Consider the following 13,845-nt stretch of genomic DNA (forward strand, 5'->3'; position numbering starts at 1 on the left):
TCAGGCGCTTTCCAGTTGTGCGAGCGGGATGCGTTCGAATTCCTTCTTCAGCTGCGGCTGCTCGATACGCTGTTGCCACGGGTCCTGCTCCAGCGACAGGGCGTACTGCAGGCGGGCCTTGAGCGCCTTGCGGTTCTCCGCGTCCTCCAGCACGGCCTTCCTGATGTGTTCCATGCCCACGCGCTGCAGGTAGTGCACGGTGCGCTCCAGGTAGAAGGCTTCCTCGCGGTAGAGCTGGAGGAAGGCGCCGCTGTACTCGCGCACTTCGTCCGAGGTCTTGAGCTTGACGAAGAACTCCGCCACCTCGGTCTTGATGCCGCCGTTGCCGCCGATGTACAGCTCCCAGCCGGAGTCGACGCCGATGATGCCGATGTCCTTGATGCCGGCCTCGGCGCAGTTGCGCGGGCAGCCGGAGACGGCGAGCTTGACCTTGTGCGGCGACCACATGTTGAACAGGTCGTGCTCCAGGTCGATGCCCAGCTGCGTCGAGTTCTGCGTGCCGAAGCGGCAGAACTCGCTGCCCACGCAGGTCTTCACGGTGCGGATGGACTTGCCGTAGGCGTGCCCGGAGGGCATGTCGAGGTCCTTCCAGATCGCCGGCAGGTCTTCCTTCTTCACCCCCAGCAGGTCGATGCGCTGGCCGCCGGTGACCTTGACCATGGGCACCTGGTACTTGTCGGCGACGTCGGCGATGCGCCGCAGTTCGGCCGGGTTGGTCACGCCGCCCCACATGCGCGGCACCACCGAGTAGGTGCCGTCCTTCTGGATGTTGGCGTGGGCGCGTTCGTTGATCAGGCGCGACTGCGCGTCGTCCTTCGCTTCGCCCGGCCAGGTGGAGATCAGGTAGTAGTTCAGCGCCGGGCGGCAGGTGGCGCAGCCGTTGGGCGTGCTCCAGTCCATGAAGCGCATGGCCTCGGCCATGGAGGTCAGGTGATGCTCGCGGATGGCCTTGCGCACCTGGCCGTGGTTGAGCTCGCTGCAGCCGCAGATGGCCTTCTCGCTCTTCGGCTTGACGTCCGCCGCGCCGCCCACGGTGCTGATCAGGATCTGCTCCACCAGGCCGGCGCAGGAGCCGCAGCTGCTGGCCGCCTTGGTGTGCCTCTTCACCTCGTCGACGCTGAACAGGCCGTTTTCCTGGATGGCCTTGACGATGGTGCCCTTGCACACGCCGTTGCAGCCGCACACCTCGGCGCTGTCGGGCATGCTCGCGGCGCTGCTCTGGCCCTGGTGGCCGGCGTCGCCCAGGCTGCTTTCGCCGAACATCAGGTGGTCGCGGATCTGCGCCACGTTGTGGTTCTCGCGGATCTGCCGGAAGTACCAGCCGCCGTCGGCGGTGTCGCCGTACAGGCAGGCGCCGACCAGCACGTCGTCCTTGATCACCAGCTTCTTGTAGACGCCGCCGATGGGGTCGGAGAGGGTGATGGTCTCGGTGCCTTCGCCGCCCATGAAGTCGCCGGCGGAGAACAGGTCGATGCCGGTGACCTTGAGCTTGGTCGAGACCACCGAGCCTTTGTAGCTGGCGAAGCCGAACTGGGCCAGGTGGTTGGCGCAGACCTTGGCCTGCTCGAACAGCGGCGCCACCAGGCCGTAGGCGATGCCGCGGTGGCTGGCGCACTCGCCGATGGCGTAGATGCGCGGGTCGTAGGTCTGCAGGGTGTCGTTGACCAGGATGCCGCGGTTGCAGGGGATGCCGGACTTTTCCGCCAGCTCGGTGTTGGGGCGGATGCCGGCGGCCATCACCACCAGGTCGGCGGCCACCACGTCGCCGTCCCTGAACTGCACGGCGCAGACGCGGCCGTCGCCGTTGTCCATCAGCTCGTCGGTGACGGTGTTCAGGCGGAAGCGGATGCCGCGCGCCTCCAGGGCCGATTGCAGCAGCTTGCCGGCGGTGCGGTCGAGCTGGCGCTCCAGCAGCCAGTCGGCGAGGTGCACCACGGTGACGTCCATGCCGCGCTGCTTGAGGCCGTTGGCCGCCTCCAGGCCGAGCAGGCCGCCGCCGATCACCACCGCGTGGCTGTGGCGCTTCGCGGTGTCGATCATGGCCTGGGTGTCGGCGATGTCGCGGTAGCCGATCACGCCCTCCAGGCGGTTGCCCGGCACCGGCAGGATGAAGGGGTTGGAGCCGGTGGCGATGACCAGGCGGTCGTACTCGGCCTCGCTGCCGTCGGCGGCGTAGACCTTGCGCTGGCGGCGGTCGAGCTTCACCACCTTGCGGTCGAGCAGCAGGCGGATGCCGTTGTCGGCGTACCAGTTGAGGTCGTTGAGGACGATGTCCTCGAAGGTCTGCTCCCCGGCCAGCACCGGCGAGAGCAGAATGCGGTTGTAGTTGGGGTGGGGCTCGGCGCCGAACACGGTGATCTCGTAGAGGTCCGGGGCGATCTTCAGCAGTTCCTCGAGGGTGCGGATGCCGGCCATGCCGTTGCCGATCAGGACGAGCTTGAGCTTCTTCATGGGAGGGCTCCAGGAATCACGGAAAACAAAAAAGGCGTCCCGCCGGTTGCCCGGCGAGGACGCCTTTGTCCAAGTCCCGATCGATCGGGAAGTGCGAGCCTCTTCGTTGAGGGACGCGCTTTTGTAGATTGTTGCCAGTGCTCTTGCAGGTGCCGTGCCAGGTCGTCGGAGCGCGGATTCAGCGGGGTTTCGCGGTGCTGCCGGGGTTTTCCTGCACCGTGATGAGGCGGGCGGGTTCGAACTGGTGCGTGCTCAGTGGCGCAGCAGCCAGGCCAGCAACGCCAGGTTGAGCAGCAGCGAGGCCAGCGCCAGGCCGCGCCAGAAGCGCAGCGGCTCGCGTTCCAGCAGCGGCCGCGGGCGGCTGGCCAGGCCGGCCTGGCGTTCGCCCTGTTCCAGCGCCAGCAGGGCCTCCTCGGCGGTCTCGAAGCGCTGCGCCGGGTCGGCGGCCACGGCGCGCAGCAGCCAGGCGTCGAGCCAGGCCGGCAGGTCGGGGCGGTAGCGGCTGGCCGGCGTCGGGCTGCCGAAGCGCGGGTGCTGGAAGGCTTCGATTTCGCCGTAGGGGTAGCGTTCGCAGAGCAGGCGGTAGAGGGTGACGCCGGCGGCGTAGAGGTCCTGGCGCGGCTCCGGGGCGGCGCCCTGGAAGCTTTCCGGGGCCAGATAGGAGGGGGTGCCGGGCAACTGGTGGGCTTCGTCGCCGGACAGGCCCGGGCAGTAGGCCAGGCCGAAGTCCAGCAGGCGCAGCTCGCCGTCCTCGCCCAGGTGCAGGTTCTCCGGCTTGACGTCGCGGTGCAGGATGTTGCGCCGGTGCAGCTGGCCGAGGGCATGCAACAGGCGCGGCGCCAGGGACTGCCATTGGGCCAGCGGCAGGGGGCCCTGGCGCAGGCGTTCGGCCAGGGTCTGCCCAGGGTATTCGCGCATCACGTAGTACAGGTGCTGGCGTTGCGGCAGGCCGTGCAGCTCGGGGAAGTGGCGGCCCTGCACGCGGCGCAGGAACCATTCCTCCAGCAGCAGGGCCTGGCTGGCCTGTGGCTCGTCGTGCAGCGCCGGCGGCAGCGTCTTCAGCAGCCAGGGGCGTTGCTGGGCGTCGTGCACGCGGTAGATCAGCGATTGCCGCGACTGCGCTAGGCGGCCCTCGACCTGCCAGCCCTCGAACATCTGGCCTTGGCGCAGTTCCGGCGGCAGCGGCCAGTGTTCCAGTTGCGCCAGGGTGTCGCCCAGGCCGCTGGCGGGCAGGGCGTCGATGCGCACCAGCAGGGCGCTGGCGTTGTCCTGGCTGCCGGCCAGGTGCGCGGCCTTGACCAGGGCCTCGGCAGCGCCTCGCGGTTCGCGGGCATCGGCGAGGATACGGCGGATGCCGGCGTCGCCCAGGGTGGCCCAGACGCCGTCGCTGGCCAGCAGGAAGCTCTCGCCGTCCTGCAGTTCGCCGTCGCGGTAGTCCACCACCAGGTGCTGGTCCAGGCCCAGGGCGCGCTTGAGCACGTGCTGCATGCCCGGCTGTTCCCAGACGTGGTCCAGGGTCAGGCACTCCAGCTCGCCGTCGCGCCAGCGGTACAGGCGGCAGTCGCCGACATGGGCGAGGGTGAAGCGCCGGCCGCGCAGGACCAGCGCGGTGAGGGTGGTGAGCAGCGGCTGGCCGCCGCCGTTGGCCTGCAGCCAGCGGTTCTGCGAGAGCAGCAGGCGGTCCAGGGCCTGGGCGATGGCCCAGGTCTCCGGGGTGGCGTAGTAGTCGCTGGCCAGCGCCTGCACGGTCAGGCGCGCGGCCAGGCCGCCGTCGGCGCACTGGCTGACGCCGTCGGCCAGGGCGAACAGGTGGCCCTTGCTGGCGGCCAGGCCGGCGGGCGGGGTGACCACCCGCAGGGCATCCTGGTTCTCCGTGCGCGGGCCAGTGGCGCTGGCTTGGGCGATGGTCAGTTGCAAGGTCATGGGGGTTGCGTGCTCTTCGTAGGAGCGAGCTTGCTCGCGAAGGGGGTTGATTCCCGGTCTGCCGTAATAATCGCGGACAGAGTCCGCTCCTACACCATCCTACGAAAAGCACCCCGGTGCAGTCGGCAAGACAGTCGCTCCTACGTTCCAGGGAAGCACGGGCGTAGGAGCGGACTCCGTCCGCGATCGGATTCACCGACCGCGTCGACCGCCCCGGTCAAACCCGCGCCGCAGTCACCGCAGCACTCCCCCAGGTGGTACGCCAGCGCCGCTTCACCCCATGCAGGCCGAACCAGGCCAGCACGCCGAGGGCGGCGAACAGCCACAGGCCCAGCTGGTAGTCGCCGCTGGCCTGCTTGATGGCGCCCAGGCCCGCGGTCAGGCAGAAGCCGCCGATGCCGCCGGCCATGCCGATCAGCCCGGTCATCACTCCGATGCTCTGGCGGAAGCGCTGCGGCACCAGCTGGAACACCGCGCCGTTGCCGGCGCCCAGGCTGAGCATGGCGGCCACGAACAGGCCCAGGGCGGCCACCGCGTTGGGCAGGTGGAAGCCGACCGCGGCGATGCACACCGAGGCCACCGTGTACATCGCCAGCAGGCTGCGGATGCCGCCGATGCGGTCGGCCAGGGCGCCGCCCAGCGGGCGCATCAGGCTGCCGGCGAAGACGCAGGCGGCGGTGTAGTAGCCGGCGGTGACCGGGTCCAGGCCGTACTGGTCGTGGAAGTAGCCGGGCAGGGTGGCGGCCAGGCCGAGGAAGCCGCCGAAGGTCACGCTGTAGAAGAACATGAACCACCAGCTGTCGCGGTCGCCCAGGGCCTTGAGGTAGTCGCCCAGGGATTTCGGCGCCGGCCGCTCGGGGGCGTTGCGGGCGAGCAGGGCGAACACCACCAGGGTCAGCAGCAGCGGGATCAGGGCGAAGCCGAAGACGTTCTGCCAGCCGAAGGCCGCCGCCAGCACCGGGGCGAACAGGGCGGCGAACACGGTGCCGGAATTGCCCGCGCCGGCGATGCCCATGGCCTTGCCCTGGTGCTGCGGCGGGTACCACTGCGAGGCCAGCGGCAGGGCCACGGCGAAGGAGGCGCCGGCCATGCCCAGCAGCACGCCGAACAACAGCGCCTGCTCCAGGTTGTGGATGCCCAGGCTCCAGGCCCCGGCGAGGCTGGCGATGACGATCACCTGGCCGAACAGGCCGGCGCGCTTGGGCGACCAGCGGTCGGCCAGCAGGCCCATGACGAAGCGCAACAGCGCGCCGGAGAGGATGGGCGTTGCGACCATCAGGGCGCGCTGCTGGGTGGTCAGCTGCAGGTCGGCGGCGATCTGCACGGCCAGCGGGCCGAGCAGGTACCAGACCATGAAGCTCAGGTCGAAGTAGAGGAAGGCGGCGAACAGCGTCGGCGCGTGGCCGGCTTTCCAGAAGCTGGTGTTCATGGAGGGTACCTCGTCAGCAACGGTAGAGGGGGTCGTGGCGCCGCCGTCAGCGGCGGTCGCGCGTCTCGTTCAGGTCCCGCACACCCCTGCGCCGGGGTGAAACGAAAAAGGCGCCGCTCCGCGCACTACCCCGGGGGGCAGGTGCGGATGCGACGCCTTTGTCGTGTGAATGGGGGATCGCCGTTGATCGCCACCGCAGGTGCCACAGCAAGGGCCGGGCCAACCGCGCAGATGGCGTGGAATCGGCTACCTGGCCGGCGAAACCGGCCCAGGGGCGAACCAGAAAGGGGCGCCGGGGCGGGCCCGGTGCCCGCCGATGGGGCGCTTCAGTCCACCCGGTTGACCGCGGGGAAGGCCGTCTTCATGGCCTCGGGCATGGGCACCACCTTGCGCTGGCGGTAGTCGAAGAACACGAAGCCAGACTTGGCCATGGCCACCAGGGTGGCGTCGGCCGGGCGGGTGATGCGGAAGATGATGTCGCCGCCGTACCTGTTGAAGTCCATCACGCCCACCTCGAACAGCAGGCGGTCGCGGGCATGGGCCTCGGCGCGGTAGGTGGTGGCCAGGTCGGTGACGATGATGCCGACACCGTCCGCGCCGACGCCCTCGCTGATGCCGAAGTCGAACAGGAAGCGCGCGCGGGCCTCGGAGATCATCGAGATCATGGAGTCGTTGCCCAGGTGGCGGGCACCGTTGATGTCGGTGACGCGGACGGTCAACTGGGTCTGGTAGCAGAACAGTTCCTCGGGGAACTGCAGGTCGAGGCGGGCCATGGGTACCTTGCGCGAAGCGGTGGAAGAGGGGGCCGATTCTAGGCCCTGGCGGCCCGCCCGGGCAGCCTGCCGGTGGGTGATTTCAGCGGTGGGCGATGTTGATGTGGTAGAAGGTCACCCGCGCGCCCTCGTCGCTGGGGCCATAGTTGTCGGCGATGTAGGCGCCGGCCTTGAAGTACAGCAGCTGTTTCGACCAGGTGCTGCTGAGCGCCTTGCTGTAGTAGTTCTCCGCGCCGTCGGCGCTGCGCGCGCGGATGCCCAGGTTGCCCGAGGAGGTGACGCGCAGGCTGTAGGTGACGCGCTCGCCCAGCTGCACGCCGTTGAGCAGGGGCACGTTGACCACCGCGGAGTCGTCGGGGTGGTTGCGCACCAGGGCCTCGATGCGCCCGCTCTCCTGGCCGGGGATGTAGTGGTACTGCAGCTTGACCAGCGGCTCGCCGTCGTTGCTGTAGGGCGACTTGCTGTGGATCTGGCCGATGATCACCTTGTTCTTCGACGGCACCTGCTCCACCGCCAGGGTGGCGCGCAGTTCGTTGTCGGCGGCGCGGTAGTACCAGTTGTAGATGGAGCCGTCGGGCAGCGTCTCGCGCAGTTCGCTGCGCGGGAACACGCTGTCGGAGGTGTGCGAGCCGGTGACCGGTACCCAGAAGGTCATCCGCGCGCTGTTGCGGGTGAAGAAGTGGCTCTGGTAGCCGCGGGCGATCTGCTGGGTGGTGACCTCGGTGGGCCTGGGGTCGGTGGGAACGCTGAGGTTCCAGGTACTGATGTCGAGCATGGGTGCCTCTGCTGGGCCGGCTTGGCGGCGCTGACGGGTGGACGTCCGGGTGCCTGGCCAGGCACGCCCACTGCGGGCTTCCGCGCAGGCGGCGGAAGCGGATCCTGGCCCCGCCATGGCGGCGGGGCGGCGGCAGCATAGGCCGCTTCGCTCGCGGGCTGGGCCAGCAGTGGCGCTGGCGCGATGATCGCGCGGTGCCGCCGCTGGCCACTGGCCGCGGCTCAGTGGCCCAGCATCTCGTGCATCGCGATGATCTGCTCGGCGACCTGCACCAGTTTCTGCTGGCGGCTCATGGCCTGGCGGCGCATCAGGGTGTAGGCCTCTTCCTCGGGGCAGTCCTTCATCTTCATCAGCAGCCCCTTGGCCAGCTCGATGCGCTTGCGTTCCACCAGTTGCTGCTCGCGGGCCTGCAGCTGGGCGCGCAGGGCCTGGTCGCTCTCGAAGCGGGCCATGGCCACTTCGAGGATCGGCTGCAGGCGCTCGGCCTGGATGCCTTCGACGATGTAGGCGCTGACCCCCGAGCGGATGGCCTGGCGCATCACCTGGGGGTCGTGCTCGTCGGTGAACAGGACGATGGGGCGGGGCTGGTCGCGGCTCACCAGCACCACCTGTTCCAGCACGTCGCGGCCGGGCGAGGCGCTGTCGATGAGGATCACGTCCGGGTGCAGGGCCTGGACCCGCGCCGGCAGGTCGACGCTCAGGCCGGATTCGTCGAGCACTTCGAAACCGGCCTCGACCAGTGCGGCGCGCAGGCGCCCGACCTTGCTGGCGGTGTCGTTGATCAGCAGGATGCGCAGCATCTTCGCAGCTCCCTCAGGCGTCGTTCAGGGCGTGCAGGGCGAAGCCGCAGGCATAGCCGGCGGGGTCCGTGCCATCCCAGGGCTTGCCGTCGAGCAGCGTCGAACTGCGCAGGCCGCGCTCGTCCACGGCGATGCCCAGGGCCTGGGCGGCTTCGCGGTACAGCGCCTGCTGCTGCACCTGCCCGGCCACGGCGAGGTAGTCCGGCTCACCGCGCAGCAGGCCCCAGCGGCGGAACTGGGTGATGAACCACAGGCCGTCGGACAGCCAGGGCTGGTTGGCCCGCCCGGCGTCGTGGAAGCGCAGCGGGTGGGCGTCCTTCCAGGCGTGGCCGAGGCCGTCCTGGTAGTGGCCGAGCAGGCGCGGCTCGATGCTCGACAGGGGCGCGTCGACGTAGTCGCTGCCGCTGATCAACTGGGCGGTGCCGCGCAGGTTCGCCTCGCTGGCCTCGATGAAGCGGCTGGCGTCGAGCAGGGCCATGACCAGGGCGCGGGCGGCGTTGGGGCATTCCTCGACGAAAGCGCGGGTGGCGCCGAGGACCTTTTCCGGGTGGTCCGGCCAGATGGACTGGCTGGTGGCGACGGTGAAGCCCATGCCTTCGTCGATGGCCAGGGCGCCCCAGGGCCCGCCGGCGCAGAAGCCGTCGATGCGCCCGGCGCGCAGGTGCTCGACCATCTGCGCCGGCGGCACCACCAGGGTGTCGACGTCCTGCAGCGGGTGGATGCCCAGGCTGGCCAGCCAGTAGTAGAGCCACAGGGCGTGGGTGCCGGTGGGGAAGGTGTGCGCCAGGGTCAGCCGCGCGCCCTGGCCCAGGACCAGCTGGCGCAGGGCATCGGCGCTGGTCACGCCGTCGCGCTGCAGGGCGGCGGAGAGGTTGATCGCCTGGCCGTTCTGGCACAGGCCCATGAGCACCGCCATGTCGGTGGCCGGCACCCCGCCGATGCCCAGCTGCACGCCGTAGACCAGCCCGTACAGGCAATGGGCGGCATCCAGCTGGCCGCCGAGCAGGCCGTCGCGGAGCATGGCCCAGGAGCCCTGGCGGTGCAGGTTGAGCGTCAGCCCGTAGGGCTGGGCGAAGCCCTGGGTGGCCGCGACTATCAGCGAGGCGGCGTCGCTCAGGGCCATGAAGCCCAGGTCGAGCACGCTCTTTTCTGGTGCATCGGAACCCGCGACCCAGGCCAGTGGGTGCAGTTTGGCGGTCATGTCGGTCATCGCTACCTCGGGGCAAAAAGGCGCCGCTTCGCGCCGCGTCGGGCGGGCGAAGGGACGCCGGTGTCGGTGGACGACCCGCCGTTGGGCCGTGCCACAGAAGCTCTAGCAAGGGGAGTGCCAGGCGACCGCCAGGGCATAAAGAAGCCCCGCCGGACGGCGGGGCTGGGAGGAAGGGAGCAGTCCTCGAGAGTCTACAACTGGCACGGGCCCGGCCGCGGATGTCGGCAGGGCCTGTCTTTCACCTTAGCCACCCGGCCGCGGGGCGCAATGTGCAATAGGTACTAGGACCAAAGTCCTGATGGCGCCCGGCCAGGTCCGCGCGGCGGTTCGTGCCGGCCGCTCAGCGCGCCTGGATCTGCTCTATCCACGGCTCCAGGCGTTGGCCGAAGGCCACCTCGGCGCCGAAGGGCTGCGGCTGCTCCTGGGCCGCGCGCTGTTCGGCGCGCGGGGCCAGGCCCTCCAGTTCGTCGTGCCAGCGCTGCGGCACGTTGAGCGCGCGCACGCCCTCGGTGCTGGCGCTGCCGCCCAGGGCCCAGGCGCGGTTGCGGTACAGCGAGAGGGGCCGCACCTGGCCGTGGACGATGGCGTAGTGCTGGCGGTCCGGGTACTGCTGGCGCAGGGCCTGCAGGTCGGTGCCGGCGTCGGCCAGGAACAGCCGGCTGGCGCGCTGTTCCTCGTTGTCCAGGGCGCTGCGCTGGAAGTCGCGCTCGCTCTTCAGGTGCACGTCGTCGGGGCTGGCGGCCAGGCGTTTTTCCGCCTGGGCCAGGCGCTCGCGGGCCAGGGCCAGTTCGCGCTGGTACAGCGGGCCGTCCAGTTCCAGCACCAGCAGGGCGTCACGGGCCTGCTGGCGGTCGAAGGCCAGGGCGCTGTCGCGGTCGACCTTGTCCGGCACCCGGAAGCCCAGCGCGCGCATGGTCTCCAGCGGGATGCGCGGGGCCCAGGCGGCATTGGCCTCGTCGCCGGGAATGCGCCACAGCAGGCGCAGGCTCACGCCGCTGTTCTCGCGGTGCCAGTCGCTGTTGCGCTGCAGCTCGCGCTCGCTGAGGCTCAGGCGGCTGTCCGGCTCGCCGCTGCGGTTCCAGGCCGCGGCGCCAAGGGCGGCGGCGTTGCTCAGCAGGATCAGGCCCAGGCCCAGCAGCAGGCCGTGGTTGCGGGTGATGTTCATCACAGGCGTCCTCCCAGCAGGCCGTGGGCGTTGCGCAGGTAGCGCAGGAACAGCAGGATCAGCACCGCCGCCACGCCCAGGGCGAGGAAGAACAGGTACTTGGGCAGCACCTCCCACCACCAGTCGTAGAACTTGGTGAAGAGGAAGATGACGAAGAACGCCAGCCCCGTGTTGACCACCTCCGGCCACTCGCGGTGCGCGCCCAGCCAGATGGCCGCGGCGGCGCAGACGAAGCCGAGCACCTGGTACAGCCCCTCGATGCGGTGCGGGGCGAAGGGCAGGTAGCTGCCGTTGCCCCAGTTGGCCAGCACCAGCATGGGCACGAACAGCGCCAGCAGGCCGAACACCCGGTACAGCGCGGCGAAGCCGTCGAAGCGGCGCTGCTCGAACAGCAGCGGCACCAGGAACACCAGCACGGCGGCGGGGAAGAAGTTCTCCGGGCGCTCGCCCGCGTCCAGCCAGTAGACGCCGCCCCAGGTGCCGAAGCGCGCGGCGATGAAGCCCATCAGGCAGAGCAGCCCGGCACCCAGCAGCAGCCGCGCGTCGCACAGGTAGGCCAGCAGCAGGGCGTAGGCCGCCCAGGGCAGCAGGGCGCGCTCGGACGGGGTGATGTTGAAGATCTGCCCGAGCATGCTGATGTTCAGCACCAGCGCGGCGAAGGCCAGCATGGCCGCCAGCTTGGCGAAGTAGCCGGAGGCGTCGCGGCGTTGCAGCCAGAAGGTGGCCAGCAGGGTGATCACCGAGGCGCCGACGAGGATGCCCACCTGCACGGCTTCGCCGAACAGGCCCCAGAACTGGTAGAACAGGAAGAACAGGCTGGCGGCCAGGGCCAGCGCGCCGAGGCAGGAGGCGATGCGCATGCCCAGGGACAGGCGGCTGTCCTGGCTGTCGCGGTCGATGTCGAACTGCTCGCGGTATTCGTCCAGCAGGCGCAGGTGGTGCGCCTGCAGGCCCTCGCGCTGGGCCGCGTCCAGGCTCAGCGCGCCTTCCTCGCCCAGGCGCTGCAGCTCGCGGGTGAAGGCGTGGATGTCATCGACGCGCTGCTGGGCGTCGTGATGGCTGAGCGTGGGCATGGCGCACCTCGTAGGAGCAACTGTCTTGCCGACTGCACCGAAGCGCTTTTCGTAGGATGGGTTGAGCGAAGCGATACCCATCATCACGGCAGCATGGGTTTCGCAGGCTCAACCCATCCTACGAGTGCGTTCATCCGGTGGAGTGGGGGCGGTCACCTTTCCACTCTAGCGACTCCCGCGGCGGCTCTCCACTGCGGCGCTCAGCCGCGGCTGGCCAGCCAGGCGCGCCAGCCGCCGAAGGCGCTGATGTCCTCGGCGCCGGCCAGGCCCCAGGCGTCGCAGATGAAGCCGGTTTCCCAGCTGCCGTCGGCCAGTTCCACCTTACCCAGGCCCAGCGGCGCCGGGATGCCGCTGAGGAAGGAGCCCAGCTCGGCGCTGGGCAGTTCCCAGACTTCCACTTCGACAGCCACGCCGCCCTCGGCCACCCGCAGCATGCCCGGGCGCAGCGGCGGGCCGCCGGCCAGGGCGTAGAGCCTGTAGGCCGGCGCGCTGCGGGTGGCCTGCAGCAGGCGCGCGCCGCGCTGGAGCAGTTGCCAGTTGAGCGCCAGGCCGTCCAGGTGCGCGCCGCACACCACCAGGCGCACGCGGTCGTTGCGCGCCGGGGCCTTGGGCGCCGGGCCGGCCAGGGCGTTGCCGCCGACCAGGGGCAGGGCGCTGGCGCGCTGCAGGGCATCGCCCAGGCCGAGCAGGTACTGGTCGCTGAAGGCGCGGCCGAACAGCGTCAGGCCCCAGGGCAGGCCGTTGCCCATGAAGGCGCTGGGCAGGGCCAGGGCGGCGTAGTCCAGCAGGTTCATGAAGTTGGTGTAGTAGCCCGGCTCGGCGTTGCGCAGCACCGGTTCGGCGTGCAGTTCGGCGAGGCTGACCGGGCGGCCGATGGTCGGGGTGAGCACGCAGTCCAGCTCGGCCATGATGGCGTCGCAGCGCGCCTTGAGCGCCTGCAGGCGGTACTGGGCGCGGAACAGTTCCACGGCGCTGGCGCCGGGGGCTTTCTCCAGCACGGCGCGGATCACCGGCAGCACGGCGTCGGGCTGGCGCTCGATCAGCGCGCCGGCGACGCTGTAGCGCTCCGCCACCCAGGGGCCTTCGTAGAGCAGGCGGGCGGCTTCGAGGAAGGGCGCGAAATCGATCTCCACCGGCGTGCCGCCGATGCTGCGCAGCTGCTCGATGGCCTGGGCGAAGAGCGTCGGGCCTTCCGCGCAGCCGAAGAACTCCAGGTCCTGTTCGCGCGGCACGCCGAAGCGGAAGGGGCGCGGCGCACCGAAGGCACTGCCGTCGTTCCACGCCGGGTTGGCGCGGCTGTAGGCGTCCTGCGGGTCGTGGCGGGCGCTCAGGGCGAGCAGTTCGCTGGCCTCGGCCGCCGTGGCGCTGAAGTAGCTGATGCAGTCGAGGGTGCGGCAGGCCGGCACCAGGCCGTGGTTGGACAGCAGGCCCTTGCTCGGCTTGAGCCCCACCAGGTTGTTCAGCGCCGCCGGCACGCGGCCGGAGCCGGCGGTGTCGGTGCCCAGGGCGAAGCTCGCCACGCCCAGCGCCACGGCCAGCGAGGAACCGGCGCTGGAGCCGCCGGAGGGGTAGTCGGCCAGCACGCTGTTGCGGCATTCGCCGTAGGGCGAGCGGGTGCCGTTGAGGCCGGTGGCGAACTGGTCGAGGTTGGTCTTGCCCAGGGGCACGGCGCCCAGCTCGACCAGCCGTTGCACCAGCGTCGCCGACGCTTGCGGGGTGTAGGCGAAGGCCGGGCAGGCGGCGGTGGTGGGGATGCCGGCCAGGTCGATGTTGTCCTTGATGGCGAAGGGGATGCCGTACAGCGGCAGCTCGTCGGGCGAACGGCCGTCCAGCGCGGCCAGGTAGGGCTCAAGTTCCGCTGGGGTGAGCAGGTGGATGAACAGGTGGTAGTCCGGGTTCAGCGCGGCGGCCTTGTCGCGCAGCTGGGCGATCAGCTGGCGCGGGGTGGCGCGGCCTTCGCGGTAGGCGGCGCGGAGGGTGGCGAGGCGGAGGTCGAAGGTGTGGGGCATGCTCGGGATTCCAGTTCTGGGCCGGCAACCCTCTCCCCGGCCCTCTCCCTGAAGGGAGAGGGGGAAGAGCGGCCCGGCGCGATGTCGGGTTCAAATCACGGGCTGGGCCGTGGTTTCAGGATGAATCGAATCTCTATCCCTGCTCCGGACAGCCCCCTCTCCCTGAAGGGCGAGGGGGAAGAGCTGCCTGGCGCGGTGTCTAACGATGGGTTTTCAGGATGACTCCAGCGTGTCCCC

At 70.2% G+C, this 13,845-nt stretch carries 10 protein-coding genes; all 10 read right to left on the reverse strand.

Annotation, left to right across the window (positions count from 1 at the left end):
* Window positions 1-2,451, reverse strand: coding sequence for a nitrite reductase large subunit NirB (nirB, locus tag M8R19_RS28385; protein WP_249919584.1), 2,451 nt, complete (start codon window positions 2,449-2,451; stop codon window positions 1-3).
* Between the two features lie 252 nt (window positions 2,452-2,703).
* Complete coding sequence (locus M8R19_RS28390) at window positions 2,704-4,374, reverse strand: bifunctional protein-serine/threonine kinase/phosphatase (RefSeq protein ID WP_283939519.1); 1,671 nt, start codon at window positions 4,372-4,374, stop codon at window positions 2,704-2,706.
* 217 nt (window positions 4,375-4,591) lie between these two features.
* The gene (locus M8R19_RS28395; RefSeq protein WP_009618741.1) at window positions 4,592-5,803 is read right to left on the reverse strand and encodes a nitrate/nitrite transporter; all 1,212 of its coding nucleotides are present in this window, start codon (window positions 5,801-5,803) and stop codon (window positions 4,592-4,594) included.
* A gap of 326 nt (window positions 5,804-6,129) precedes the next feature.
* A complete protein-coding gene (locus tag M8R19_RS28400) occupies window positions 6,130-6,576 on the reverse strand; it encodes a thioesterase family protein (RefSeq protein ID WP_043318175.1) in 447 nt (148 codons plus the stop codon).
* Between the two features lie 82 nt (window positions 6,577-6,658).
* Window positions 6,659-7,351 (reverse strand): polysaccharide lyase family 7 protein, encoded by a 693-nt coding sequence (locus M8R19_RS28405; RefSeq protein WP_074985789.1) that lies wholly within the window; start codon window positions 7,349-7,351, stop codon window positions 6,659-6,661.
* 221 nt (window positions 7,352-7,572) lie between these two features.
* A complete protein-coding gene (locus M8R19_RS28410) occupies window positions 7,573-8,151 on the reverse strand; it encodes an ANTAR domain-containing response regulator (RefSeq protein ID WP_074985786.1) in 579 nt (192 codons plus the stop codon).
* A 13-nt stretch (window positions 8,152-8,164) separates the two neighbouring features.
* The gene (locus M8R19_RS28415) at window positions 8,165-9,361 is read right to left on the reverse strand and encodes a CmpA/NrtA family ABC transporter substrate-binding protein (protein WP_135499853.1); all 1,197 of its coding nucleotides are present in this window, start codon (window positions 9,359-9,361) and stop codon (window positions 8,165-8,167) included.
* A 340-nt stretch (window positions 9,362-9,701) separates the two neighbouring features.
* Complete coding sequence (locus M8R19_RS28420; RefSeq protein ID WP_074985783.1) at window positions 9,702-10,526, reverse strand: DUF4824 family protein; 825 nt, start codon at window positions 10,524-10,526, stop codon at window positions 9,702-9,704.
* Window positions 10,526-11,599, reverse strand: a complete 1,074-nt coding sequence (locus M8R19_RS28425; protein WP_074985780.1) for a DUF2157 domain-containing protein — start codon at window positions 11,597-11,599, stop codon at window positions 10,526-10,528. The genes M8R19_RS28420 and M8R19_RS28425 overlap by 1 nt, the downstream gene beginning before the upstream one ends.
* Window positions 11,600-11,799: 200 nt before the next feature.
* Window positions 11,800-13,608 carry an allophanate hydrolase gene (gene atzF / locus M8R19_RS28430; RefSeq protein WP_249919585.1) on the reverse strand — a complete coding sequence of 603 codons (1,809 nt, stop codon included), beginning with the start codon at window positions 13,606-13,608 and terminating at the stop codon, window positions 11,800-11,802.
* Window positions 13,609-13,845: the final 237 nt, after the last annotated feature.

It is taken from the genome of Pseudomonas sp. R3.Fl (assembly GCF_023516765.1).
Classification (GTDB): domain Bacteria; phylum Pseudomonadota; class Gammaproteobacteria; order Pseudomonadales; family Pseudomonadaceae; genus Pseudomonas; species Pseudomonas citronellolis.

Coding starts and splice junctions, on each gene's coding strand:
- M8R19_RS28410 (WP_074985786.1), bottom strand. CDS start 8,151: ATGCTGCGCATCCTGCTGATCAACGACACCGCCAGCAAGGTCGGGCGC.
- M8R19_RS28425 (WP_074985780.1), bottom strand. CDS start 11,599: ATGCCCACGCTCAGCCATCACGACGCCCAGCAGCGCGTCGATGACATC.
- M8R19_RS28400 (WP_043318175.1), bottom strand. CDS start 6,576: ATGGCCCGCCTCGACCTGCAGTTCCCCGAGGAACTGTTCTGCTACCAG.
- M8R19_RS28415 (WP_135499853.1), bottom strand. CDS start 9,361: ATGACCGACATGACCGCCAAACTGCACCCACTGGCCTGGGTCGCGGGT.
- nirB (WP_249919584.1), bottom strand. CDS start 2,451: ATGAAGAAGCTCAAGCTCGTCCTGATCGGCAACGGCATGGCCGGCATC.
- M8R19_RS28420 (WP_074985783.1), bottom strand. CDS start 10,526: ATGAACATCACCCGCAACCACGGCCTGCTGCTGGGCCTGGGCCTGATC.
- atzF (WP_249919585.1), bottom strand. CDS start 13,608: ATGCCCCACACCTTCGACCTCCGCCTCGCCACCCTCCGCGCCGCCTAC.
- M8R19_RS28395 (WP_009618741.1), bottom strand. CDS start 5,803: ATGAACACCAGCTTCTGGAAAGCCGGCCACGCGCCGACGCTGTTCGCC.
- M8R19_RS28390 (WP_283939519.1), bottom strand. CDS start 4,374: ATGACCTTGCAACTGACCATCGCCCAAGCCAGCGCCACTGGCCCGCGC.
- M8R19_RS28405 (WP_074985789.1), bottom strand. CDS start 7,351: ATGCTCGACATCAGTACCTGGAACCTCAGCGTTCCCACCGACCCCAGG.